Origin of the sequence: uncultured Chitinophaga sp. (assembly GCF_902168175.1) — a bacterium.
GTDB lineage: Bacteria > Bacteroidota > Bacteroidia > Chitinophagales > Chitinophagaceae > Chitinophaga.
In genome coordinates this window covers 1-24811 of record NZ_CABHOU010000074.1, presented here as the reverse complement: position 1 = coordinate 24811, position 24811 = coordinate 1, and the positions used below count along the sequence as shown (strand labels likewise).

22 protein-coding genes are annotated in these 24811 nt (G+C 47.3%); 9 read left to right on the top strand and 13 right to left on the bottom strand.

The window, feature by feature from the left end; all coding sequences use genetic code 11:
• Positions 1 to 25: 25 nt before the first annotated feature.
• The 5 genes from QZT80_RS17290 to QZT80_RS17270 form a co-directional block, all read right to left on the bottom strand.
• Complete coding sequence (locus tag QZT80_RS17290; protein WP_295124774.1) at positions 26 to 844, bottom strand: DUF4843 domain-containing protein; 819 nt, start codon at positions 842 to 844, stop codon at positions 26 to 28.
• A gap of 31 nt (positions 845 to 875) precedes the next feature.
• Positions 876 to 2276 carry a RagB/SusD family nutrient uptake outer membrane protein gene (locus QZT80_RS17285; RefSeq protein WP_295124773.1) on the bottom strand — a complete coding sequence of 467 codons (1401 nt, stop codon included), beginning with the start codon at positions 2274 to 2276 and terminating at the stop codon, positions 876 to 878.
• 20 nt (positions 2277 to 2296) lie between these two features.
• Positions 2297 to 5599, bottom strand: coding sequence for a SusC/RagA family TonB-linked outer membrane protein (locus QZT80_RS17280; protein WP_295124770.1), 3303 nt, complete (start codon positions 5597 to 5599; stop codon positions 2297 to 2299).
• Between the two features lie 341 nt (positions 5600 to 5940).
• A complete protein-coding gene (locus tag QZT80_RS17275; protein WP_295124767.1) occupies positions 5941 to 7113 on the bottom strand; it encodes a FecR family protein in 1173 nt (390 codons plus the stop codon).
• Between the two features lie 56 nt (positions 7114 to 7169).
• Positions 7170 to 7769 carry a sigma-70 family RNA polymerase sigma factor gene (locus QZT80_RS17270; protein ID WP_295124764.1) on the bottom strand — a complete coding sequence of 200 codons (600 nt, stop codon included), beginning with the start codon at positions 7767 to 7769 and terminating at the stop codon, positions 7170 to 7172.
• A 183-nt stretch (positions 7770 to 7952) separates the two neighbouring features.
• Between QZT80_RS17270 and QZT80_RS17265 the strand changes: the two genes are divergently transcribed.
• Complete coding sequence (locus QZT80_RS17265) at positions 7953 to 9575, top strand: Na+/H+ antiporter (RefSeq protein ID WP_295124761.1); 1623 nt, start codon at positions 7953 to 7955, stop codon at positions 9573 to 9575.
• On the opposite strand, the gene QZT80_RS17260 is transcribed toward QZT80_RS17265, so the two are convergent.
• Positions 9572 to 9934, bottom strand: a complete 363-nt coding sequence (locus tag QZT80_RS17260; protein ID WP_295124758.1) for a helix-turn-helix domain-containing protein — start codon at positions 9932 to 9934, stop codon at positions 9572 to 9574. The two genes, QZT80_RS17265 and QZT80_RS17260, sit on opposite strands and share 4 nt — an antisense overlap.
• 140 nt (positions 9935 to 10074) lie before the next feature.
• On the opposite strand from QZT80_RS17260, the gene QZT80_RS17255 reads away from it, so the two are divergent.
• Together QZT80_RS17255 and QZT80_RS17250 are read left to right on the top strand one after the other, a co-directional pair.
• Positions 10075 to 11211: an META domain-containing protein gene (locus QZT80_RS17255; protein ID WP_295124756.1), complete on the top strand. Its 1137-nt coding sequence runs from the start codon at positions 10075 to 10077 to the stop codon at positions 11209 to 11211.
• Positions 11212 to 11285: 74 nt separating this feature from the next.
• Positions 11286 to 11702, top strand: a complete 417-nt coding sequence (locus tag QZT80_RS17250) for a secondary thiamine-phosphate synthase enzyme YjbQ (protein ID WP_367112876.1) — start codon at positions 11286 to 11288, stop codon at positions 11700 to 11702.
• On the opposite strand, the gene QZT80_RS17245 is transcribed toward QZT80_RS17250, so the two are convergent.
• The 5 genes from QZT80_RS17245 to QZT80_RS17225 form a co-directional block, all read right to left on the bottom strand.
• On the bottom strand, positions 11703 to 13028 hold the full coding sequence (locus QZT80_RS17245) for a HAMP domain-containing sensor histidine kinase (RefSeq protein WP_295124750.1): 1326 nt from the start codon (positions 13026 to 13028) through the stop codon (positions 11703 to 11705).
• A gap of 1 nt (position 13029) precedes the next feature.
• A complete protein-coding gene (locus QZT80_RS17240; RefSeq protein ID WP_295124747.1) occupies positions 13030 to 13701 on the bottom strand; it encodes a response regulator transcription factor in 672 nt (223 codons plus the stop codon).
• Positions 13701 to 14543, bottom strand: a complete 843-nt coding sequence (locus QZT80_RS17235) for a hypothetical protein (protein ID WP_295124744.1) — start codon at positions 14541 to 14543, stop codon at positions 13701 to 13703. The genes QZT80_RS17240 and QZT80_RS17235 overlap by 1 nt, the downstream gene beginning before the upstream one ends.
• A 23-nt stretch (positions 14544 to 14566) precedes the next feature.
• Positions 14567 to 14884, bottom strand: a complete 318-nt coding sequence (locus QZT80_RS17230) for a hypothetical protein (RefSeq protein WP_295124741.1) — start codon at positions 14882 to 14884, stop codon at positions 14567 to 14569.
• A gap of 61 nt (positions 14885 to 14945) precedes the next feature.
• Entirely contained in the window at positions 14946 to 15638 is a 693-nt protein-coding gene (locus QZT80_RS17225; RefSeq protein ID WP_295124738.1) for a hypothetical protein, read from the bottom strand.
• Positions 15639 to 15742: 104 nt separating this feature from the next.
• Here QZT80_RS17225 and QZT80_RS17220 point away from each other — a divergent pair, with 104 nt between their 5' ends.
• From QZT80_RS17220 to QZT80_RS17195, 6 genes are all read left to right on the top strand, one after another.
• On the top strand, positions 15743 to 16654 hold the full coding sequence (locus QZT80_RS17220; RefSeq protein ID WP_295124735.1) for an EamA family transporter: 912 nt from the start codon (positions 15743 to 15745) through the stop codon (positions 16652 to 16654).
• A gap of 90 nt (positions 16655 to 16744) precedes the next feature.
• Positions 16745 to 17359 carry a TetR/AcrR family transcriptional regulator gene (locus tag QZT80_RS17215; protein WP_295124732.1) on the top strand — a complete coding sequence of 205 codons (615 nt, stop codon included), beginning with the start codon at positions 16745 to 16747 and terminating at the stop codon, positions 17357 to 17359.
• A 74-nt stretch (positions 17360 to 17433) separates the two neighbouring features.
• Positions 17434 to 18795 carry a TolC family protein gene (locus tag QZT80_RS17210; protein WP_295124729.1) on the top strand — a complete coding sequence of 454 codons (1362 nt, stop codon included), beginning with the start codon at positions 17434 to 17436 and terminating at the stop codon, positions 18793 to 18795.
• A 21-nt stretch (positions 18796 to 18816) separates the two neighbouring features.
• Positions 18817 to 19860, top strand: a complete 1044-nt coding sequence (locus QZT80_RS17205) for an efflux RND transporter periplasmic adaptor subunit (protein WP_295124726.1) — start codon at positions 18817 to 18819, stop codon at positions 19858 to 19860.
• A gap of 11 nt (positions 19861 to 19871) precedes the next feature.
• On the top strand, positions 19872 to 22922 hold the full coding sequence (locus QZT80_RS17200) for an efflux RND transporter permease subunit (RefSeq protein ID WP_295124722.1): 3051 nt from the start codon (positions 19872 to 19874) through the stop codon (positions 22920 to 22922).
• A gap of 94 nt (positions 22923 to 23016) precedes the next feature.
• Positions 23017 to 23271, top strand: a complete 255-nt coding sequence (locus QZT80_RS17195) for a hypothetical protein (protein ID WP_295124719.1) — start codon at positions 23017 to 23019, stop codon at positions 23269 to 23271.
• A 33-nt stretch (positions 23272 to 23304) separates the two neighbouring features.
• On the opposite strand, the gene QZT80_RS17190 is transcribed toward QZT80_RS17195, so the two are convergent.
• Together QZT80_RS17190 and QZT80_RS17185 are read right to left on the bottom strand one after the other, a co-directional pair.
• Entirely contained in the window at positions 23305 to 24219 is a 915-nt protein-coding gene (locus QZT80_RS17190) for an SDR family oxidoreductase (protein WP_295124716.1), read from the bottom strand.
• 21 nt (positions 24220 to 24240) lie between these two features.
• Positions 24241 to 24811: (2Fe-2S)-binding protein (locus QZT80_RS17185; RefSeq protein ID WP_295124713.1), on the bottom strand; the 571-nt coding region annotated here is incomplete at its 5' end.

Here is a 24811-nt window from a genome sequence, read left to right as displayed (position 1 = left end):
GATCGCACATTTAATATTGTAATAATTATCTCGCGTTCGGCCCCATTTTGATTTCTGCTCCAAACTCATCGTAATAAATTCGGCCTTCGGCCTTTTCTTTACCCAGCCAGTAAACCATGTAATTACTCCATATCAGGAAATAATCAAGGCTAAACCTTGCAGGCAGCACCGGTTCTACAGTTACCACCTCGATCTTAATATCCAGCACATCGATCATCAGCAGGAACTTAGCTTTTGAATAGGTACCGAAATATCCTTCTGAATAGGTTTTATAGGTGGTGCTGGTCCACAGGAAAGGCTTACCGGTGATATCGTTGGCCTCAACCTGGTAATTGATGATACTCCTGGTAGCATTGCCCGCATAGTTCTTTTTAACAGGCACATTGATATTGAAATACTCATTGGCTTCCAGGGTGAGGTTAAGCGCCAGGGTAGTATCTCTCATACGCTGGTTACGCAGCAGTTTCACCTGTATTGAGTCTGCCACACGATTTGCTTTCATCACGAAAGGTTTTACAAATACGAAGTCCGTTCCTTCTATCATAGTACTGGAAGTATCGATCACCACTTTATAGACACGATCTGAATCCGATACATTGCCGGTAAAAGCAACCGGGATATTAATAATAGTATCGGTTACAGCCAGCGGAGTGTAACCCAGCGTAATATATTTATTGATGAACAGCGGTGCGTATTGGTCAAGAAGGTTATCAAATTTCTCTTTAAAATAGATGCTGGAACCTTCCTTATCCTGGTTGTATAAGTCCAGTTTTTCCCTTTCGCAGGAAATAAGAAGGAGGCTGGAAAAGCAGGCGGCCAGTATGCCAGTTACAATATTTTTCATCTTCATTTATTTAAAAGATTTTGAAGTAGGTTTACCTGGACGAAGTTTCCGAATCAGGTAAAGGGAATACGTATTTAGACAGCGAATAACTAACCGTACCGCTGCTTGCAGACGCCACACTGGTTAGTTTTTTCCGTTTATAGAAAAACCATAACTGCCCCTCTCCTGCAAATTCCTTCATATATTCTTTCCTGATCTCGGTTTCCAGGTTGGCGGCATTAGTAAGATCGGCATCGTAACCACGGTTCGCCCTGATCAGATTAATATACTTCAACCCTTCCACCGGATCGGGCTCACATTCTGCGGCAATCATATACATTTCGCTCATACGGATTAATGGCGCCATAAAACGGAATAGGTAAGCGCTTTTGTTGGTAACATCCGAGTACTTGTAAAGTGTGCGGAAGTTTACCCCCGAAGATGGCAACAGCCACAACTGCGAGTAGCGGTAATCTGCCTGGCTTTCGAACAGGGATTCCAGGTAGGTGGAAGGCCCCGCCGCCAGGATATTATCCGTTGTATTTTCGGGATTAAAAAAGCTGTTGTAGTTGGTGTACATGTTACGGGCGTAGAGGCCGAACAACACCTCGGTACCAAACACCCTGTCCGGATAATCGCGGTTACTGGTAATAGCCGCCCTGGTAACCCAGGGAAATTTAGTTTGCAGGGCTATTACCTCTTTAGCTGCTGCCAGGGCACCGGTTTTATCGCCACGATATAGCAGCACTCTAGCTTTTAATGCGTTTACGGCATACAGGTTCATCCTGAAATTACTCCCGTTCTTATAACCGTTAATTTTAACGCTGTCGTTGGTCAGCAACTCCTCCGCATCCTGAATATCCTTCAGAATAAAATCTATCACCTGGTTAGCTGGCATAAAATCGCTGATAGTTTCGCCCACCTTCGTATACACGGGAATAGAAGGTGCGGTGGAATCAACACTGTTATACACCGGCCCCCACATACGTAACAGGTCGAAATGCAGAAACGCACGTAACGCAAGTGCCTGTCCTTTATAAGATTTCTCTACTTCCGGCTGCAGGTTTTTTCCATAAATATCGAAATTGCCAACATAGCGGTTCAGGTTAGCAATGCATACATACATACTTTCCCAAATGCTCTCCAGGTTACCACGCACACCGTTATCACCGTAGTTAAGCGTGGGATACTCCCGCCATTTAGAGTTGGAAGATGTACTGTAATAACGCTGAGCAAACAGGTCGAGGGTTGTCATAGTGAGATTGGCACCATAAAGGTTGTTCTCGGCCATTTTGATGTATACACCATTCAGCGCAGACAGGAATCCCTGCTCGTTCTTATATATCATATCCTCGGTAAACTTATCCTCGGGCTGCACTTCCAGCCACTTTTTACAGGAGCTGAGCGCTAACACGGAAAGGAGGAGGATCGTTATTTTTTTCTTGAATATCATGCCGTACAATACTTTAACAGTTATTGAAAATTAGCGGTCAGGCTAAAGGAGAAAGATCGTGCATAAGGGTAATCGATCCCTCTTTCACGTCTTATATTGGATATCCTGAATATCTCGTTCGTAAACGCGCTGAGTTTCAGGTTAGAAAGGCGTGCCTTCCTGATCCATGGAGCGTCGATGAACTGGTAGCCAACATTAGCTGCTTCCATGGTAAAGGAGTGTTCGCGTTGTACAAAGCGCGACGACATAGGCGTGTAATCAGTAATAGAGATGTTTTTAAACTCCGACTGATCACCTGGCTGCTTCCAACGATCGTACAACGCTCTTTTATCCTGGTTGTTTGCGATAAGGCTCGACATGCTGATGTTTTCTACACGGTTGTACAATACGCTGTTAAAAATGTCCTGCCCCACGATATAACGGAAGTTGAGTGAGCAGTAGAAACCTTTATAAGTAACCGAGTTGGTGACTACCCCCTGCAGGTTCGGGCGGGAGTTACCCACTACCACCTGATCGTCATAACTAAAGTCGAAGGTATTGGTACCATCCAGTTTGCGGAACATTTCGCGCCCGGTAACAGGATCGATACCCAGAGAAGGCACAGCCCATATATCGTCCGGAGAATGATTATCGCGGTAGCGGACCAGCGAGTTCGACTGACGGAGTTTTTCATTCATACCCATCAGCTTGTTATTAAAGTTGTCGTAAGTTTGGGTGTATTTAGAACCAGTAACGCCGATCGTCCATACCTTACGCTCCGCAGGTAAAAAAACAGGTGAAGCACGCACGGTGAACTCCAAACCAGTTACGGTAAGGTCGCCTGCATTAAATGGATAATTTGTCAGACCGGTAGAGGAAGGCAGCGTAACAGCCACTACCAGCGGATCGGTTAATTTACGGTAAGCATTCACCTGCACACTGATCCGGTTCTTTAGCAATTGTGCATCCAGACCGGCGCTGTATTGCAAAGTATTCTGCCATTTCAGGTTTGGGTTACCGAGGGTAGACAGTACCACACCCTGGCCGAAGTAGTTATAAGCAGCCTGGTAGTTATAGGTTGATACAGAAGATGTAGAACTGAAGTTCTGGTTGCCGGTAAGACCACCGTTCACTCTCAAACGGAGAGAGTTGATCCATTTATACCTCGACATAAATTTCTCTCTTTCCATATTCCAACTGGCGCCCAGCGAGTAGAAAGGCGAATATGGATTAGATTGCCCGAACGCGGTAGAGCCATCATAAGTGAACGATGCATCCAGGTTCACACGCGTATCAAATGAGTAACCGCCGGCTAACACCATAGAGTTACGGCGCGAAATGCTGGTAGCTGCGGAAGGCGTACCACCTTCGGCATATCCATATGCAAAACGGGGGTTACCGTTACTGGCAGCGGGAAAGCCCACTGCTGAAAAACCTTCAGCGCGGTTTTTGGTCTGTGCCATTTCTCCCCGTAAAGAAAGGTTGAATGTTTGTTTACCTACGTTTTTGAAATAGCTAAGCATGGCGTTGGTAGTATAAGAAAACATGCTACCACTGCTAAACTTATAAGCGCCCTTTTGTTCAATGGCCACATCGCGATAACTGGTATTCAGCGGCGAGGTAAACTCATTATCCTCTGACGTTGCTTTAATTACCTGCAAAGACGCCTGGGCGCGAAGGCCAGGCACGATATCGTAGTTCGCCTGCAGGTTATTGGTAATGGTAAGTGTGCGGCCCCTGTCAAAGCTATTAAGTTTCGCGTTGTAAAGCGGGTTCGTTATAAACCCGGTTTTACCGGTAGTCTGGTCCAGGTAGCTTTCGAGATTCATTACATTAGCGTCTGCCTTACGGTAATAAGGGTTCATATTCACCCAGGTAGTAAAACTGCCATATGGCGACTCCGTAGATTTCAAACCACTGATGAACGCATTGTTGCTTACGCTCAAACCTTTATTACGATAAGAAAGATTCAACCGGGTAGCCCAGTCTTCCTTCCCGCTGCCGATCATAACACCATCCTGTTTACGGTAGTTGCCACCGATATCGAAAATCAGTTTTTCACTACCGCCACCTATGTATAAAGAGTTACGCTGCGACACCCCGTTACGCACAGGATCGCTGAGCCAGTAGGTGTTTACGCCACGCTCAATTTCCTGCATACGGAAGGAGTATAAAGGCTGGTAGAAACTGCTAACCCTTTCCAGGTTATCGAAACGTCCATTTACATAACGACCGGAAAGCCTTTCGAACTCCAGTTTCTCGCGGGAGTTCATCCTGTTGTAACTGGTGAGATCGGGAAACTCGAAAGTAAGGTCATTGGTATAACTCATCGACATTAATCCCGATTTCGGTTTAATCGTTTCTACTACCACCACACCGTTAGAAGCCCGGGAACCATAGATAGCAGTAGAAGCTGCATCTTTCAGGATAGTAATAGATGCTACCCTGTTAATGTCCAGGTCGATGATTTGCCTGAGTGTTGACTCAAAACCGTCGAGAATGAAAAGCGGCTGGTTGGGATCGATAGAGAACTGATCGCGTAAAGCGTCGTTAGAAATACTGGTCTGACCACGAAGTTCGATGGTAGGTAACTGGTTAGGATTACTACCCTGCAGGTTATTTTCCAGCACCAGGAACGAGGGGTCTAACGTGCGGAGGCCCTGAATAACGTTTACGTTACTCACCGTTTTCAGTTGATCGCCCGTATAAAAAGCCGTAGCACCGGAAAAGGTTTTCCTGTCGCGGTTCATCATCCCCGTAACTACCACCTGATCCAGCTTCTGGTCTTTTAAACGCAGTTTTATCCTGAGAAATGTGGCGGCCGACCCTTTAAACTCGGCTTCTTCATAACCCATGAAGGTGACGCGCATTTTTACGTCATCCTCCTTGGTCTTAATGGTAAAGTTGCCATTGGCATCGGTTACCACCCCATTTTTCGCCCCCACTACAAATACGCTGGCGCCGGGGATGGGATTTCCGTCCACATCTACCACCTGCCCGCGTACTGTAATAAGGTCGGCCACACTTGCGTAAGGTACCAGGCGGCGCAGTTCACGCTGCTTTACCACGATGGTTTTACGGGTGATCGAATATGTCAATGGTTGGTTCTTGAAACAAAGGTCCAGCGCTTCCTCCAAAGGCGCATTCTGGAGATTGATATCCACTGTAGACGCGTATTGCATCCACTCGGTACGGTACACAAAGGTGTAACCCGTTTGTTCTTTGATCTGGCGGAAAACGTTTTCCAGCCGGGCGCCTTTTGTAGTAATAGACACCTGTTGCGCGTAACTGGCGGCGCTTAGTTGTAATGTAAAGCCCAGAATAAGGCAAAAAGTTAATCTCATAATCAGCAGGATTTGTGCTGTACATCGAAGCCTGACCATCCCCCTTACGCTAATAAGCGGCATGATCTTGCATTTTGCAAGAAATTGCATAGATTTGAAATGTTTGGTTTGATAATTCAGTTACGCAAAACGGTATTACTCACCACACCCAGGCCGTGATGCTCGAACATTACGGCCTATTTTTTAGTGGTAATCCCTAAACTCGTTAAACAGATTAATTACTGCATCGTGTGGTTGTCCACGATACTGCCGATTTTGTACGACAAACTAAATAGATCATTTTCCTCGATTTTGATTGATAAAAAAACATATTTCGGTTGGCTGCTCACTCGTCTTTTTTATTATTCCACTATGATGATTTTATTCTCCAGCCGGCAGTCTACGCCGCATATTCTTAATATATTCAGTACCTCTGAAAGTGCATAGTCCCTTGGGATTTCCCCATTAATGTGTCCTTCTTCTTTTCCTTCATATCTTACTTCCACCCCATACCATCTTTGTATCTGGCGGATCACCGAGGAAACATTGTCGTTGTCGAATACAAAATACCCGTTCTTCCAGGCCGTAACGCTGGCAATGTTCACTTGTCCCTTTTCACGCAGTTGTATGGCACCGGTTGTACGGTCCACCACCGTTTGCCTGCCTTCCGTAAGTACAACCTCATCCCCACCCAGTACCACTTTCACCTTTCCCGATACCACTGTTGTATTAACACTGGCTTCGTTGGCATAAGCCATAATATCGAAGCTGGTGCCCAGTACTGTTACTGTACCGGCAGGCGTTTTCACGCGAAACGGCTTGTCGGCCCCGGGTGCTATTTCAAAATAGGCCTGACCATCCAGCTCCACCATTCTTTCGTTACCATTAAATACTACCGGGTAGCGTAAGGCCGACACTGCGTTCAGCCAAACCTTACTGCCATCGGGCAACACCAGGCTAAATTGGCCGCCATTCGGCGTAGTAAGTGTATTGTACACTACTTCTCCATTATCGTTATCGATTCCATTATATATAAGCTGACCTCCCTGTTGGTTCAGGTTTACACCGCCCTGTGTAAGCGAATGTGTTCCGTTACTGTCCAGCGTGATACGGGAGCCATCGGAGAGCGTGAGTACCGCTTTATCAGTACCTGGCATTACATCGGGCCCTACCACCATTGGAGCGACCGGTTTAGGACTGCGCATTTGCCATAGTACCGCGCTGCCGGCGAACACCAGCAGTAAAAGACCGGCGGCTATGGCAGGCCAGTAGCGCCTGCGGCGCATAGGTACCACTTTGGCTGGCGAGGCGGCTAATATCGCCGGAAGCATATTGTCCAGCATTTCCTTTATGGAAGGATCGATCGTTACGGGCATAGATGCCTGCGTGAACTGTTGGCCAATCAGCGCAGCAGCCTGCGGGTCGGCATGCTCACTTCCCAGCCAGCTTACCAGTTCCGCCGTTTCGGCGGCCGTACAGTTACCCTCCAGCAACCTGTTGAACAGGTTGGTATAATAAATCGCTGATCGCTCCATCTATTAATATGACAACGGAAATAAAGAAAAGGGGGGAGCGGATGAAAAGTTTTTTTTTAAAATAATCCGTGTTCTGCCGCAATAAAGAGCAAAATGATGACCAGGCCTGGATTATTACCGAAGCCGGCACGTATTCTTTTATTAGCCTCTACCAGGTATTCTTTTACTGTGAAGGCAGATATTCCCATAATGGTGGCGGCCTCTTTGTAGGAACGGCCTTCCACTTTACAAAGTTCATAAACACGGCGCTGGCGTGGTGTTAGTCCATCCAGCACCTGATTCAGTAATTCGGTGCTTTCGCGAAAATGTAGTGCTTCCTCGATATGTGAATAGTGTTCTTCGGCAAATATCCTAAAATCTTCCATACGCTGCCGGTCGTTCCGGAGTCGTTTAAAGAAGTTGAGTACACGGTTCTGGCCAGCCCGATAAAGATAAGCGGCCAGGTTTTCTATTTCAAGCCCCTCGCGGTTTTTCCAGATATCTGAAAAAATATCCTGCACAATTTCCTGTGCAGCAGCAGGATCTTTCACCATGCGTAGTGTAACGGTGTAAATAACAGGACTATAATGACGGTACAGCACCGTAAACGCCGTAGCGTCACCATCCTGCATGCCTTTGAGCATATCCGCTTCATTATGTAAAGCCTGAACCGTCATTCGTTAACCTGGATTTTTCACTGCTCGTAAAACTACATATTTATACAAGAACTCGTACACTTTTAGCCATATCAAAGGTTGTAGTGGGTATAAACAAGCAGCAGGAGCCATTTCAGAATGTAAAAACAATGATTAATTTTAAGACAGGCCGCTTCCGGATTTGCCGCCCTTAACACGCCTTACATGCAAAAAACTTTCATTATCTATCTTGCCCTGGTGCTTGTCATATTGTTATTAGTGATGCTGGCACACCGCCTGAAAGTAGCCTATCCAATCGTACTCGTAGTGGCCGGCCTGGCCATCGGCTGGTTACGCATCGTTCCCGACATCACCATCGACCCGGAACTTATTTTCCTGATTTTCCTGCCGCCGCTGCTATATGAGGCGGCCTGGCAAACCTCCTGGAAGGAGTTCTGGAAGTACCGGCGCATCATCTCAACCTTTGCATTCGGCATTGTAATCCTTACCTCCTGTGTGATCGCCTGGTTCTCGAGCAGTGTTATACCAGGCTTTACGCTGGCGCTCGGCTTCCTGCTGGGTGGTATCATCTCCCCTCCCGATGCGGTGTCGGCCACATCCATTTTAAGAACTACGCCCGTTCCTAAAAACCTGGCGGCTATTATAGAAGGAGAAAGTTTGCTCAACGATGCGGCCAGCCTTATTGTATTCCGGTTCGCAATTATTGCGGTGGCTACGGGCACCTTCAGCTTCCAGGAAGCGGCTACCAGTTTTGCCAGCATGATCGTGATGGGTATTTTATGCGGACTGGCCGTAGCCGCTATCTTTTACGCCATCCACCGCTGGATGCCTACCACGCCCAGTATCGATACCATTCTTACTATCGCCGCGCCTTATGTGATGTACCTTACGGCGGAACAGTTTCACTATTCCGGTGTACTGGCGGTGGTAAGCGGGGGACTCTTCCTCTCTAACCAAAGCCAGCGCATATTGAATAATGAAGGCCGCCTACAAACCAATAACGTTTGGGCAACGCTGGGTTTTGTGTTAAACGGGATCGTGTTTATGCTCATTGGCCTGGAATTGCCGGTCATCGTAGCACAACTGGGCACCACCTCGATCTGGGATGCTATCAGGTACAGCATTTACATCTCTATAGTAGTAATTGTTTCGAGAATGATCTGCGCGATGGGCGCTTCCATCTTCACCCGCTTCGCCACACATTTTATTACAGTAGCTGATCCGAACCCGGGTTACCGGGCGCCGCTTGTGTTCGGATGGGCGGGCATGAGGGGCGTGGTGAGCCTGGCCGCAGCCCTGTCGATCCCGCTAACGATTAATCACGGGCAGCCGTTCCCGCAAAGAAACCTCATCCTGTTTATCACCTTCTCCGTTATCCTGATTACGTTGTTGTTCCAGGGACTTACGCTGCCATGGGTAGTGAAGATGGCAGACGTGAAAGCGCCGGACAATTCCATTCCTGCTCATGAACAGGAAGCCATTATCCGCAAAAAACTGGCAAACAGTTCGCTGACGTTACTGGAAGAAAAATATAAAAACGATGTGGAAGGAAGCGACCTGCTGAAAGCGTATGCCCATCACCTTAAAAACAACCTGCAATACTCGGAGCATTTTACAGAGATGTTATTGAACGGCCGTACCGATGGCAATATCTATTCCGCCTATCACCGGATTAACACAGAAGTGATCGATCACCAGCGCAAGGTGCTGCAGAAAATAAACGGGAAAGAGGAGTTTGACGAGATCATTATCCGCAAGTATATGCTGGAACTGGATTTAGAGGAAGAGAAATTAAAGAACCTGTTTAACCTGAACGAGCTGCATTAGACCGTTTGCTGTGCCCGTATCTTTTTACGGTGCTGCTTTCCCCAGGTGATCATAGAGGCAATTACCGGCCCCAGTGACTTGCAGTAGTCGGTGGAGCTGTACTCGACCAGCACAGGCGATTCGTCGTACACTGTGCGGGTGATCAGTTTATTCATTTCCAACTCCTTCAACTCGCGCGACAGCATACGGGTGGTAATGCCCGGGATACTGCGTTCGATTTCCCGGAAACGGTTGTTGCCGTTGCAAATTGCGTTGATAACAGGCAGTGTCCATTTTCCACCGATCACGTAAATGGTATCCTGTAGCGCTTTCAATTCATCCGCCTGGCTGCGGACCGTTTGTTTATCCTGTTCCATCATGGTATACTCTGTGTAACTGGTTACAAAGGTATACCAATTTGCCCAACGATGGTTCAACTCTTTTGGCGGCATTTTTGTTACTTCATCACCGGGGAATGACTATCTTCATTCTCACGGAAACTAAACCCAAAACCTTTTACATGAAAAATATCATCCTCCCGGCCATAGCCGCGACCTTCATGTTATCCTGTAACACAGGCGCTCCCAAAAGCGGATCAACGCCCGCACCGGCAGCCCTGAAGCAGGAAACAGCAGCCAACTGGAAAGGCGAAATACCCTGCGCTGATTGCGAAGGCATAGCTTACCTGCTCCAATTACAGCCAAACGACTCGTTCTACGAACGTTCCGTTTACCTCGGTAAACCCGGCGATGCATTTGTAGATAAAGGCACCTGGGAAATAGCGTCCGACAGTCTCGTTACACTGAAAAACATTGCAGGCGAAACGCGGTTCCTGGCCTTTCGCGGCGACAAACTGGAAATGCTGGACAAAGATGCCAAACCCATCAACTCCCCGCATGCTTCCAAGTATAAACTGGAAAGAACCACTATCGAAACCAATCCGGCCATCGCTAATGCGCAGGCCCTCAGTGGTGTAGATTTCGCCGGCGGAGGTAATGAACCTTTCTGGTCGCTGGAAATAGATTTCGATAAGTCGATGCGTTTCAAAACGCCGGACGGGATTGATATATCAGCGCCTGTTGGTAAGGGCGAGCGGGCCATGGACGCTCCGGTTACGCGATATCATGCCGAAACGGAGGCAGGCACCTTAACCGTACAGTTGTTCCGCCAGCAATGCGAGAATGATATGTCGGGCGCGATGAGCGACTTTTCTGTAACGGTAGATCTGAAGCAGAAAACCGACAGCGCTGTAAGAACTTTTAAAGGCTGCGGGCAATACCTTGGCGCTTATCGCTTAAACGCATTATGGCAACTGGAAAAAGTGGGCGATAAAGCGGTAGATGCAAAACAGTCCCCCAAAGGCGCACCTACCATGGAACTGTCGCTGGCCGAAGAAAAAGTAGCCGGCTACGGTGGTTGTAACCGCTACGGCGGCCCGGTAAAGCTGGAAAACGGCAAACTGACCTTCGGTAATTTGTTCGCCACCGAAATGGCCTGTGCCAACATGGAAGCAGAAGCCAAACTCTTAAAATCACTAACCGGCCAAAGTGTATCGTACCTACTGGACGGCGACATGTTATACCTCGGCGAAGGTGAAACGAAACTCACCTTTAAAAAACTAGCCGTCGATCCGCATGCGAAAGGCGCTAAAAAATAATTAACCAGGCAACACCCGCTCCACAGCGGGTGTTGTTCTTTATGGCTTTGAATGTATAAATTTGACGAATGAAAATGTTTCAGCAACTCATACAACTCAGTGCCCGTAAACGTGGTTTTCATCTTATCACCACAGAAGTATTACATGCCCTTCCGCAACTGACGGAAATAAAGACAGGCATGCTACAGGTATTTATCCAACATACCTCTGCCTCGCTCACCATCAATGAAAATGCTGATCCTACCGTTCGCAAAGACTTCGAAACTTACTTCAACAAAGCCGTCCCCCAAAACGACCCCGATTACCTGCATAACGATGAAGGTCCGGATGATATGCCGGCACACCTGAAAGCGGCGATGCTGGGCAGTTCGGTATTAATACCTGTACACAATGGAAGGCTGGCAGTGGGCACCTGGCAGGGCATTTATTTATGCGAACACCGTGATTACGGCGGACCGAGGAGATTGATGATTACGGCCTGGGGTGTGTAACTATACGGTGGTTTCCTCCGGAAACATCAGTGTAAAAACAGTTCCCTTGCCCTCTTCCGAACTTACCTCCATTTTTATATCATGATAGCGGGCAATGGTGCTTACGATGGATAAACCAAGTCCATACCCCTCGTTACCCGATTTCGCCACCTTTTTAAAGCGGGAGAAAATGTGCGTGAGTTCCTTTTGCGGGATCCCAATGCCTGTATCGCGAATGAACAACTTATACGGCTCACCGGGTTTACATACATCGCTCACTTTAATGCTTCCCCCCTGTTGATTATATCGAATGGCATTATTGAGCAGGTTATATATCAACTGGAAAATAAGGTCATGGTTAAGTGAGCGAAGAATGGCGCTGCGGGACACGTTCACGGAATAATGTAAGTCCTTTTCGGGCAGGCGGTGTTGTAGTTCTTCCATCACTTCTTCCAGCAAAGTATGAATGGCAAACGTATCCGACTTTGGGAACTGATCGTTCTCGATCCTTGAAATAAACAGCAGTGAATTTACGATCTTCTTCAGGCGGTGCAGGGTTTTCATCATGCCGGTGATCTTCTTTTCCATCTCCTCCCCTAACTCCCCATCCACCATCAGGTTTTCCATTTTGGTTTGAAGGATGCTGACAGGCGTCATCAATTCATGGGACGCGTTCGATGTAAATTCCCGTTCTTTCTCAAATGCCTCGCGTATGCGCTCCATTAGATCTACCAAAGAGTCGTCGAGGTATTTGAAGTCGGTGGTGCTTGTTTTTACGGGCGGCGCATGGTCTTTAAATGGAAATTTCCGGTTCACGAGCCGGTTACTGATAATCACGCCCAGCGGACGTAGCAGCAGGCGGGTAAAAATAAGGTCGATAACGATGGTAAAAACAATGAGTCCTATCAGTACATACAGCGCCATCTTTTGTAAGGGGCGGTTATACTGTCCGATGGTGGCAGTAGTTTTCCCAACTTCGAGCATATAACGCTTGTTCTCATAATCAAAAACATGGCTTAACACCCTGTAGGTAAGCGTATCTTCCTCCACCACCCTGCGTAAGGTGGCAATGGTATCGGGCAGTATGTTTTTTCCAGCGGGCTCCAGGGAGATGTATTCCTCCTTTAACATGGTATAACTGCCGTAATCCGGTTCGCCCTGCAAATAGAAATCGATACCATTTTTGTTGATCACATTCAGCACCTTCTTCTTTTGCTGGCTCAGGTAAAAGTCGTTGTACTGCCTGGCAATGTTATCTACCAGGGTTGGTAATATCAGTACAAACAGTAGTACCACCGCCAATTTCGACAGTGTAATAAATAAAGTGAGTTTTGTAAATAGTTTCACGTCAGAGCTTTATTTTATAACCCACATGCCTGATGGTTTGCAGCCATTCCACCGTACCAAACGCCGACAGCTTCCTGCGGATATTTTTAATGTGCACATCGATGTAATTGGAATCAGCGTCATCATCCGAAAAATTACCCCAGATGTGTTCACTGAGTTGCATGCGTGTAAGCGGCCTGTTTTTGTGCAACAACATGTAACTCAGTAGATCAAATTCCTTCCGCGACAGCTCAATTTCCGATTTATCGAAGAATACCATTCGTTTATTCAGATCTACCTTAAAATCGCCCAGCGGCACGGTACTGTCATTCAGTCCGAACTTGCGGCGGGCGATGGCCTGCATGCGCGACTGCAACTCCAGCAGCGAAAAGGGTTTGGGAAGATAATCATCCGCTCCGAGGTCCAGGCCTTTAATGCGATCTTCCAGTTGTCCGCGGGCGGTGAGGATGATGTAAGAAGCGTCCGGGCAGTTTTTCCGGGCTTCCTGAAGTAACAGCAGGCCATCTTTATCCGGCAGACCGAGATCTAATAAGATAAAGTCATATTGGTTCTCTTCCATTTTTTGTAGGGCCTGACGGGCGTTGTAGGCGAGGTCGCACACGTAGGCCTTTTTCAGGAACAATTCCATTTCGGCCGCCATGGCCCGTTCATCTTCTATGATTAATACCTTCATCAGAACTGGTAATAAAAAGAAAAACTAAAAAATGAATTGGCAGTACCGGCACCCGTTTGCGCCTTTTTGCCCAGTACCGAAAGCTGATAGGCCGCCTCTATCACAAAATGATCGCGGTTATAGGCCAATGGCACTTTAAGGTTATAGGAAATAAGATCGAAACTGGTGTTAGTTTTAGTCGTGATAGTAGGCTCCGTACCTGGCAAACCTGGCAGCAGCACATCTAAAACGCTGTCGCGTAAGCGTTTCTCCGTAACATACGTTTCATAAAAACGCTGTGTACCAGCTGTAACATTAATAGCCGGTGTGAGGGTGATGAGATCTTTTGGGCTGAAGCTGCCAAGACTGATCATCTTCTCCGTACCCAGTGTCAGGAATATATCGTGGTCCTGTTTGCCCATCATATAATCCGCGTTAACGGAAGTAGTCATCCAATACGCGTAGCTGAGCGAGGCAGAGAAGTTATCCGGGTTAGAGGCCTGCAGGAACGGGGAACGGGAAGGATAAAAAGTGTGACTGTAACTAACATCAGCCGTCAGCTTTTTACCTAAATTAAATTGCCAGCCAATACCTGCGGCACTGGCAGACACCACTGCATTCGAGTCGTTAAGCAGGCGGATGCCCGTACCCGTAAAGTACAAGCCTGGTTTAAGCTTAAGCGTACCACTGGCCGCTACGTAAGCCATCGTTCCCTCCGACTTCTGCCCGTAATAATCTGCATTGTTCACGTAGGTGGCCCCTACCGTAAAAGTTGTTCTCTTTTCCTCCGCCGTGCTGTCTGTTTGTGCGAAAGCACTCATGCTGCACATCCACATGATAGATAAGGTGAGTATTACTCTCATACTAGCGTTTTTAAACCGGCCTGCTAAATGCCTATCTTAATGACCTTTGGTTTGATCACCTTCAGTGGCTTCACCGGTATAGGAGCAGGTACCGCGATTGGTTTTACTTTCCGACGCGATTTTGGCACTTCCTTAATGATGTCGGGTACCTTTACTTCCTGTTTTGTTTCAGTTGTTTTTTCGACAGATGATGGTTTAGGCGTCTGCTGCGGTGTAACCGAGGTATCGGTTACGGCTGCCGCCATTACCGGTACTTCGGACGTACGGCCGTACCCGCAAAGCGGGAAAGCGGCTGCCAGTACAGCGGTAAAAATATAATGATGTAGTTGCAGTTTTGCCATGCCCATAAAAGTAACAGATTTTTGCCAGCTAACGTCGTGGCAAAAATCTGTTTATTTGTAATTAAAGAATCTTCAAACCTGCGGCGGCGGCCACGTTCGCGTTAACCCTCACCGGAGTAGGTTTTACATGTACCGATTTGCTTATAGTTGTATTTACCGTAGCGGCAGCATTAGCGGATGTTTGCGTGGCCGTTTTTAAGTCATGATTAACAGTCGTGACAACTTTGCTCTTTACCGAAGCCGCAGTGCCCGAGGTTACATTCACAGCACTCTTGGCTGCTGTGCTTACATCCGCGGCTGTACTAATGCCCGTATTGACACTGCCTGTCGCTGCTACGGCTACCTCTGATGTTGCATGTTGGCCCGCGGTAATAACCTTATTGGCACTGCTAGCTGTTGTAGCAGATACCTGTGAGCTCACCTCTCCGCCTGTGGTGCTAGCCGCCCTTACATTGTTAGCAGTAGCTGCTGTTGCCGCTGACGCACCAGACATTGATCCATTGCCTGCATTACTTAACACCACTGTGTTTGCTGTTTTTTTAGTTTGGGTAGATGAAACACCTGCTTCGTTGGCCGTAACAGCTGAAGTACCGCCGCCTTTTACTTCGGATGAAGAATGGTGCGATGCCTCCACACTTCCTTTTTTCACGGCCGCCGACGTATTTCCCTGCGCGGCTACGCTTACTGACTTTTCCTGGGCAAAAGCAGCACCAGATAATAAAAGAGCTGCCATCATTAGTCCTTGCTTTTTCATAATATTCGGTTTTAGGTGTGATTTGATAAAACAAAACTAGCCCCCGTAGATGAAGCGAAAATGAAAACTGGAAAAAAACTGGCATCGCTTTACCTTTGCCCGCGATGAAACTGACGAAGTATTACCTCGCCGCTATAGTAGCCTTTGCCACCTGGGGATTCTTTAGCCTGGTATTAAAGCCGCTGCACAACTACCTTTCTGCCGATATTCTCTTTTACCGCGTATTCTGTTGCGCTGCCCTCATGATGCTCATATGCATGCTGTTCCGCCGCCAGTCGATGCGCGACGCCCGTGATGCCTTTAAAACAATGACACCAGGTGAGAAAAAGCGAACGGTGTGGTTAACGTTAAGCGGAGGGGTATTGCTGACAGGCAACTGGTTCTTTTTTATTTATGCGATGAACCACATCAGCGTAAAGGCTACTTCGCTGGCTTACCTCGTTTGCCCGATTCTCACAGCTGTATTGGCCGGAGTAATCCTCAAAGAAAAACTTAATAAATGGCAATGGGCCGCAGTTGCACTCAGCGCTTTTAGTTGCATGCTGCTGTCTTTCAACAGCCTGCTCGACCTCTTCTATAGTATCATCACCGCATTTACGTACGCACTTTACCTGGTTAGTCAGCGCCGCAATACGCAGCTCGATAAATTCCTGGCACTCAGTATACAGATCGTCTTTTCCGCCCTGCTGCTGCTCCCATTTTTCCCGGTATACAGCGGGCCGGTACCGCAGGAACAGTTCTTCTATATATCTATTCTTGTTATCGCTGTGGCTTTTACCATTGTGCCCCTGTTCCTAAATCTCTACGCCCTTAAAGGCATCAATTCCTCCACAGTGGGCATGCTGTTGTACATCAACCCTGTTATCGCCTTTTCACTGGCTGTGTTCCGCTATCACGAGGAAATAAACCTGCTGCAGGTACTCGCTTACGCGCTCATACTGGTGTCGATTGTAGTATTTAACGGCAATTTACTGGTGAGGACGAAAAAGCCCATCCTCTCACCTAAAAATATTTAAGACTGATAACCAAATACTTATCATTATTCAGATAAAAATACTTGGAAACTAAACACTGTTCAGTATATTTGCATCGTAAACATTCTAACTATGGGCATCAGCGAACGCAAGGAAAGAGAGAAGTCGGAAATGCGGAAACGCATAGTAGATGCTGCTGTACAGATGTTTAAGGATGAAGGGTATGAGAAAGTGAGTATCCGTAACATTGCGGACAAGATTGAATACAGCCCCGCCACCCTTTATCTCTATTACAAAGACAAAGACGAACTGCTGCTGGATGTACAACGCGACGCCTTTGACCAGTTGAATATGGCTTTCCAGAAAATCCCTTTTGCAAAAGAACCGTTTAAACGACTGGAACAGATTTTTGAGAACTACATCCGCTTCGCCCGCGAGCAACCGGAACTTTACGACCTGATGTTTATTATGAAAGCCCCCATGAACGCGGTGCCCGACGCCGATAAGTGGGATAACGGCGACGATGCTTTCGATGTGCTGAAGAAATGCGTGGAGGATTGCATTGCAGAAGGCGTCATCCGTTTCACCGATCCGGTGGTGGGCGCCATTTCCATATGGGGCTTTGTACACGGACTTTTAAGCCTTGATCTGAAATGCAGGTTTAAGCCCACACACCTCCAAACAGAACAGATAGCCGAGGTACTCCGACAGGCTTACCGCAACTACCTGGACATGATCCATACGTAACACTTGCAAGGTTAATATACACACCAGGCCCTTATGGGCTTTATTTTTTGCTTTACCACTAAACACTGTTCATTATGTCAACACTACTAAGTAAAGTACCGACGTTAATAGCACTACTGGTGTTTACCAGTACGCAATTGGCAGCACAGCAGCCGGTGCTGGACGACTACATAAAACAGGCATTCGACAACAATAAGGGCCTGAAGGAACAAAACTTCCAACTGGAGAAATCGATGCTTGCGCTGCAACAGGCCAAAAGTCTGTTCGGGCCTAATGTATCGTTGCTGGCCAATTACACGGCTTCCAAAGGTGGCCGTACCATCGATCTGCCATTGGGCGATTTGCTGAACAACGCATATAGCACGCTTAACGATTTAACTAACAGCAAACAGTTCCCTCAATTAAAGAACCAACAGGTGCAGCTAAACCCGGAAAACTTTTATGACGCTAAGTTCCGCACGACGCTACCATTGGTGAACGCAGAAATCTATTATAACAAAAAGATCCGCCAGGAGCAGATTTCGCAGCAGCAGGCGGCAGTGAATGTGTACAAACGCACGCTGGTGAAAGATATTAAGACTGCCTACTATCAGTATTATCAGGCATCGCAGGCAGTTGGTATTTACCAGAATGCATTACAACTGATTAAAGAAAGCATTCGGGTAAATGAAAGCCTGGTGAAAAACGGCGTACGAAACAATACGGCTGTATACCGTGCTAACACGGAGATGCAAAAGATATCGGCAGACATTAACAAGGCAGTAAACGAAAAAGAGAACGCGAAGGCTTACTTCAACTTCCTGTTAAACCGAACGCTTACCGACAGTATTGAACTGGATGAAAGCGCCGCGCAGGCAGCCCTGCAAATACCGGAAGCAGATAACAATTTGCGTAACCGCGAAGAGCTGCAACAGTTAAGCCGGGCCACCAACGCCGCTATGTTAAATGAAAAGATGCAGCGCTCTTACCTGCTGCCTAAAGTAAACACCTTCCTCGACCTTGGTGCGCAGAATATGAACTGGAAGTTCGATAGCCAGAGCCGCTATTTCCTGTTTGGTGTCAACCTGCAATGGGATTTGTTCGCCAACCGCGCCAACCAGCATAAAATCAAACAGGCTGCCATTGATGTACAGTCGGTGCAAACGCAGCGCGAGAACCTGCAGGACGCATTGGCGCTTCAACTTCAACAGGCGGTTAACAACTATAATACTGCGGTGCTTAACCGGCATGCAGCGGGCGAGCAGCTTTCTTTCGCCAAACGCTATTACCGCGATCAACTGATCGTTTACCGCGAAGGCCAGCTTCTGTACCTCGAACTGCTGGATGCACAGAACCAGCTTACACAGGCACAACTGCAACTGTCTATTTCAGAAGCCAGTCTGCAAACTGCTGCTGCGGTTGTAGAACGTGAACAGGCGGCTTATCCTTTACATTAATCTCTCTCTAAAAATTATTATATGAAACACTTTATCCTGCTATCATCATTATCCATCCTGCTTTTTTCCTGTGGCACCAAACAGGAAACGGCCAAACAGAAAGATGAAAATATTATCCCGGTGAAGGTGATGGCATTGGGCCAAACCGGTGTTGGCGGAAGTATTGAAGCTTCCGGAAAATTTACTACTGATGATGAAACTTACCTGTCTTTCAAAACGGGCGGCATCATCAACAATATTTATGTAAAAGAAGGAGATGCGGTAAGAAAAGGTCAATTGCTCGCCACCTTAAACCTCACCGAAATTAACGCCCAGGTATCGCAACTGGAACTGGGACACGAAAAGGCATTACGCGACCATCAACGTACACAACGCCTGTTTAACGACAGCGTGGCTACGCTCGAACAGTTACAGAACAGCAGAACCGCCCTGGAACTGGCGCAGCAACAACTGAACAGCGCACGTTTTAACCTGAATTATTCATCGATACACGCCACCTCTAACGGTTATGTTCTGCACAAACTTGCGAATACAGGTCAGGTGGTGAATGCCGGCACGCCTGTATTGGAAACCAACGGCGCCGGCAGTGGTAACTGGCTCCTCCGCATCGGCATCAGCGACAGAGATTGGGCTTCCATAAAAATCGGCGACAAAGCCAGCATCACTACCAATGCTTTACCCGGACAAACCTTACAGGGAACGATCAGCAGAAAAGCGGAAGGGATTGATCCGCAGAGCGGCACTTTTATTGTCGACATAAAACTGGATGACAGCCATGCGAAAGGACTGGCGGCAGGCATGTTTGGTCAGTGTACCATTGCCCGCGCAGTAAGCAGTATGGATGCCTGGCCGGTACCCTACGATGCAGTGCTGGACGGCAACGGAAGCGAAGGTTTTGTGTTTATCACGGAAGATGATAAAACAGCGCGTAAAGTAGCCGTACGCATCACCGGTATAGAAAAAGACAAAGTGCTGATCAGCGCCGGTGTTAAAGCAGGAGCCAAACTAATCATCTCCGGCAGTGCTTACCTGACCGATCATTCACCCATTAGCATCATCCAATAACTGCCTTTCCCATGAAACTCACAACATACGCTGTAAAAAACTACCAGTTCACACTGATCATCTTTATTATGATCATTGTACTGGGCGTTACCACGATACTCAACATGCCCCGTTCCGAGGACCCGGATACGAAAGCGCCACAGTTCTCGGTAGTGGTAGTATACCCGGGCACCAGCCCGAAAGATATGGAAGAACTGGTGGTAGATCCACTGGAAAAACAAATCTATGGACTGGAAGACATCAAAAAAATACGCACGAAAATAAGTGACGGTGTGGCCGTGCTGCGGGTGGAATACAAGTACAGCTCCAACGTAGAACAGAAGTACCAGGAACTGGTGCGCGAAGTAAACAACAAACAGAAAGACCTGCCGCCAGACATTGCCAATATTGAAATAAATAAACAGCAACCGTCGGATGTAAATGTACTACAGGTTGCACTGATATCAGAAAATGCGCCGCGTGATAAGCTACAGTTTTATGCGGAAAAACTGCAGGATGAACTGGAAAAAGTAACCTCTTTAAAAGAAGTGAAAATCCATGGTTTGCCTGAACAGCAGGTACGTATAGAACTGGCACTGGACAAGTTATCCCAGATGCAAATTCCTGCTACGGCCGTAATTGCCAGCCTGCAGAACGAAATGATCAACATCCCCGGTGGCAGCATAGACGCAGGCAACCGCAGCTTCAATATCAAAACCAGCGGCACTTACCAGTCGATCGATGAAATTGGTAATACGATCGTATATACTGCGGGCGGTAAAAACATCCTGTTAAAAGATGTGGCTAAAGTGTACTATGGTTATGAAGATGAAAAGTATTCTACGCGGCTGAACGGCCACCGCTGCATCATGGTATCGGCCGCGCAAAAAGCTGGCGAAAACATCACCAAAACACAAGACATGTATAAACCGGTGATCGATAAGTTTAAAGGCACCTTACCTGCCAACATTGACGCCGTACAGTTCTTTGACCAGGCCGATGCGGTGAACATGCGCCTTGGTGGTTTGGGTAAAGACTTCCTGATCGCGATATTACTCGTAGGTATCACGTTATTACCGCTCGGACAAAGGCCTGCATTCATTGTAATGATATCTATCCCCCTCTCCCTTTCTATTGGTATTATGTTGCTTAACCTGTTTGGCTACAATCTCAACCAGTTAAGCATTGTAGGCCTCGTGGTAGCGTTGGGACTTTTAGTAGATGATAGTATTGTGGTGGTAGAAAACATCGAACGCTGGATGCTGGAAGGTTATAGCCGGATGGACGCCACATTGAAGGCCACGCAGCAAATAGGATTAGCGGTGGTTGGCTGTACTGCAGCGCTCATCATTGCTTTCATTCCCCTTGTATTTTTACCGGAAGGTTCCGGCGACTTTATCCGCAGTTTGCCGCTGAGCGTAATCTTTTCTGTACTTGCATCGATGATGGTATCGCTTACGATCATCCCCTTCCTGGCCAGCAGGATATTGAAAAAGCACCAGGGACACCCCGATGGTAATATTTTCATGAGAGGTCTTAAAAAGATCATCCATGGCAGTTATGCACGTTTCCTGGATAAAGCATTGGCCAGGCCCATACTAACGATAGCAGTGGCGGTAGTAATTTTCGCAGGTTCCATCTTTGTATTTAAGATCGTGGGCTTTAGCCTGTTCCCGGCTTCAGAAAAACCACAGTTCCTGGTGAATGTAATTGCTCCATCGCAATCGAGCCTGGCTTATACCGATGGCATTGTGAAGAAGCTGGAAGCGGTACTGGCACAGGAAAAAGAGGTGAAATACTACGCGAGCAACATCGGCAAAGGCCACCCGCGCATTTATTATAATGAGATACAGGAGAACGAGCATAGCGACTTCGCACAGATATTCGTGCAACTCGATCCGCATACCAGTCCTGCCGTTAAACAACAATTGATAGAGAAACTCCGTACCGCATGGACGCCCTTCCCCGGTGCGAAAGTAGAAGTAAAGAACTTTGAACAGGGCCCTCCTATGGCAGCACCTGTGGAAGTTCGCATCTTCGGCGACAACCTCGACAGTTTGCGCACGGTAGCGGCTAATATTGAAAAGATGCTGCAGCAAACAGAAGGCACCATCTACATCAACAATCCCGTAAACCTGCTGAAGTCCGACATCCGTGTGGATATTAACAAAGAGAAGGCACAGCAGCTCGGCATCCCGACCGCTAACATCGACCGGATCGTCCGGCTGGCCGTGGCAGGCATCAACCTTGGGTTGTACAACGACCGTAACGAACGCGATTACGAGGTATTACTGACTTCTCAAAAAGAAGGCAAACCGACGATGGACGTGTTCAACAACCTGTTCGTCAACAATACCCAAGGCGCTGCCGTTCCACTTTCGCAGGTAGCAGGTTTAAAACTCGAAACATCCCCATTGAGCATTAACCACCAGGAAAAGAAAAGAGTGATCAGTGTATCTGCTTTTGTGAAGAAAGGTTATTTGGTTGACAGGGTAATTGCCGACGTGATAGGCAAGATGGATAAAACAATATTGCCAGCCGGTTACAGTTACGAAATGGGGGGAGAAGTGGAAAGCAGGAACAATTCCTTCAGCGGATTTACCAGCATCATTATCGTTACCGTATTTTTATTCGTAGCTGTACTGATACTCGAGTTCAAGACCTTCAAAAGCACGGTGATCGTATTGTCGGTAATACCTTTAGGCGTGGTGGGTGCAGCGGTTGCGCTTTGGCTGACGGGCAATTCCTTATCGTTCGTGGCGATTATTGGTCTTATTGCATTAGCAGGTATAGAAGTGAAAAATACCATACTGTTGGTAGATTTCACCAACCAGTTACGCATGCAGGGCAAACCGCTGGACGAAGCCATTCGTGAAGCCGGGGAAGTAAGGTTTCTGCCCATCGTACTTACCTCGCTTACTGCTATCGGAGGATTAATTCCCATCGCTATTTCCACCAATCCGCTTATCGCACCACTCGCGATTGTGCTAATTGGCGGTCTGATCAGTTCTACCTTATTATCCAGAATAGTAACACCAGTTGTCTATAAGTTAATTCCACCGGCAGTAAAACCGGAAGAATAGTGTTTAACAGTTGTAGGTGTGTAATAAGCCTGTGGGAATCATCCCGCGGGCTTTTTATTGGTACAATATTTAGGCATGATATGTAAATCCTTTTATGGAATATGTTATCGTCACCATCTTCATCAGCAACATCCCTTTTCGATTTAATGTGTATATCGACGAAAAGGAAGAATCGACCACCTATCATGTGTCGGCTAAAGACATGGGGAATGGGCAGATAGATGTGCCCGAGACAATGAAAATTAATGTAGATGGAGTGGTTACCGTAGAGATGGGCACCTTAACTGCAAAGCAGGCACAAACTGCCCATCTGGTGTGGGAAGAGATCCTCAAGAAATTAAACCGGTGAAAGCAATGCACCCCCACCGGGTATAATATTGATTTAAAAACCGTACTGTTCTTCAGTTCTGTCGCCACTCATCACCCCTGTTAGCCGGTTGATATCATCGCGCTCTTTTTTAGATGCTGTATGTGCAGGACACTCGCGCCCCTCCTTCTTATCAGATACTTCCATTTTTTTGCGCATATTGCCGGCATTTGCTTCGTCAGGCATTATGTTGGCCATAAAAACGTGCATCTTGGTTTTACCGCCGGATATTACCTTAGCTTCACCATTCATTAAAGCCTTGTAACCGTCGAGTGCTACCTCTTCAGGCGTTTGCAGTTCTTCCTCGCGATAAGTAACCGTAGACTCTGCATGTGCTTTGTGGAAAAAGTCGGTATCGGCTGCACCGGGTAACAATGCTGTAACCGTTACACCACTGCCTTCCAGCTCATTAGTCAATGCTTCAGAGAACGAGAGTACAAAAGCTTTGGTAGCTGCGTAAACAGACAGTAACGGCATCGGTGCCTTTGCTGCTTCAGAGGCCACCTGCAGAATTTTTCCGGCACCACGTTCCAGCATCGGCGTCATGAAATACCTGGTTAGGGCTACCAGTGAGGTGATATTAAGCTGGATGATATCGAGGCTGCGTTGTAACTCAATATCCGCAAAATGCCCCCATTCGCCTTGTCCCGCATCATTTACCAGTACATCGATATGAATGCCGCGCTGACGCACCTCCTCATATATTTCACGGGCTGCATCACTATAAAAAAGGTCTTTGGCCAAAGGAATAGCCGTAATCCCGTAATAAGACATCATTTCATCTGCTACCTGTTGCAGGCGGTCTTCCGAACGGGCTACCAGTACCAGGTTATATCCATCTGCAGCAAACAACCTGGCGAACTCATAGCCAAAGCCACTGGTGGCTCCGGTAATCAGTGCATATTCTCCTGTATGTTTTCTCTGTTCCATAACAAACGTTTTTAAGTTGATTTATTTCGTTGTTTTCCCGGCCACCTTCATATCATAATCGCTTAAATCTTTACGGGCAGGACCGGTAAGCATTTCGCCCGTATAACTGAACCTTGATCCGTGGCAGGGGCAATCCCAGCTTTTCTCTGCCGAGTTCCATGCCACGTCGCAATGAATATGTGTACAGGCGGGGTTATTCATATACACTTCGCCCGATTCATCTTTATAAATAGCCAGTTTCGCCCCCTCATATTTCACGATGCGTGCTTCGCCGGGTGCAATGTCGGCCAGTACATCGAGTTTCGCAGGTGGTTTTAGTTTGCTGAATAACAATCCCGTTACATCCGCCGCCTCTTTTACAAAAGCAGCAAATCCAGCTACCGGTTTAATACGGCTGGGATCGAACAGTTTTGCAAGGGGCGACACTTCGAGTGTAAACATTTCCGCGAAGGTTTGAGCAGCTACGGCACTGTAAATCATACCATTACCTCCAAACCCTGTAGCTACGTAGATATTATCACTGGTGATACCGGGTAACAACCCGATATAAGGCAAACCATCTGCCGGGTCGAAATACTGCGACGACCACTTA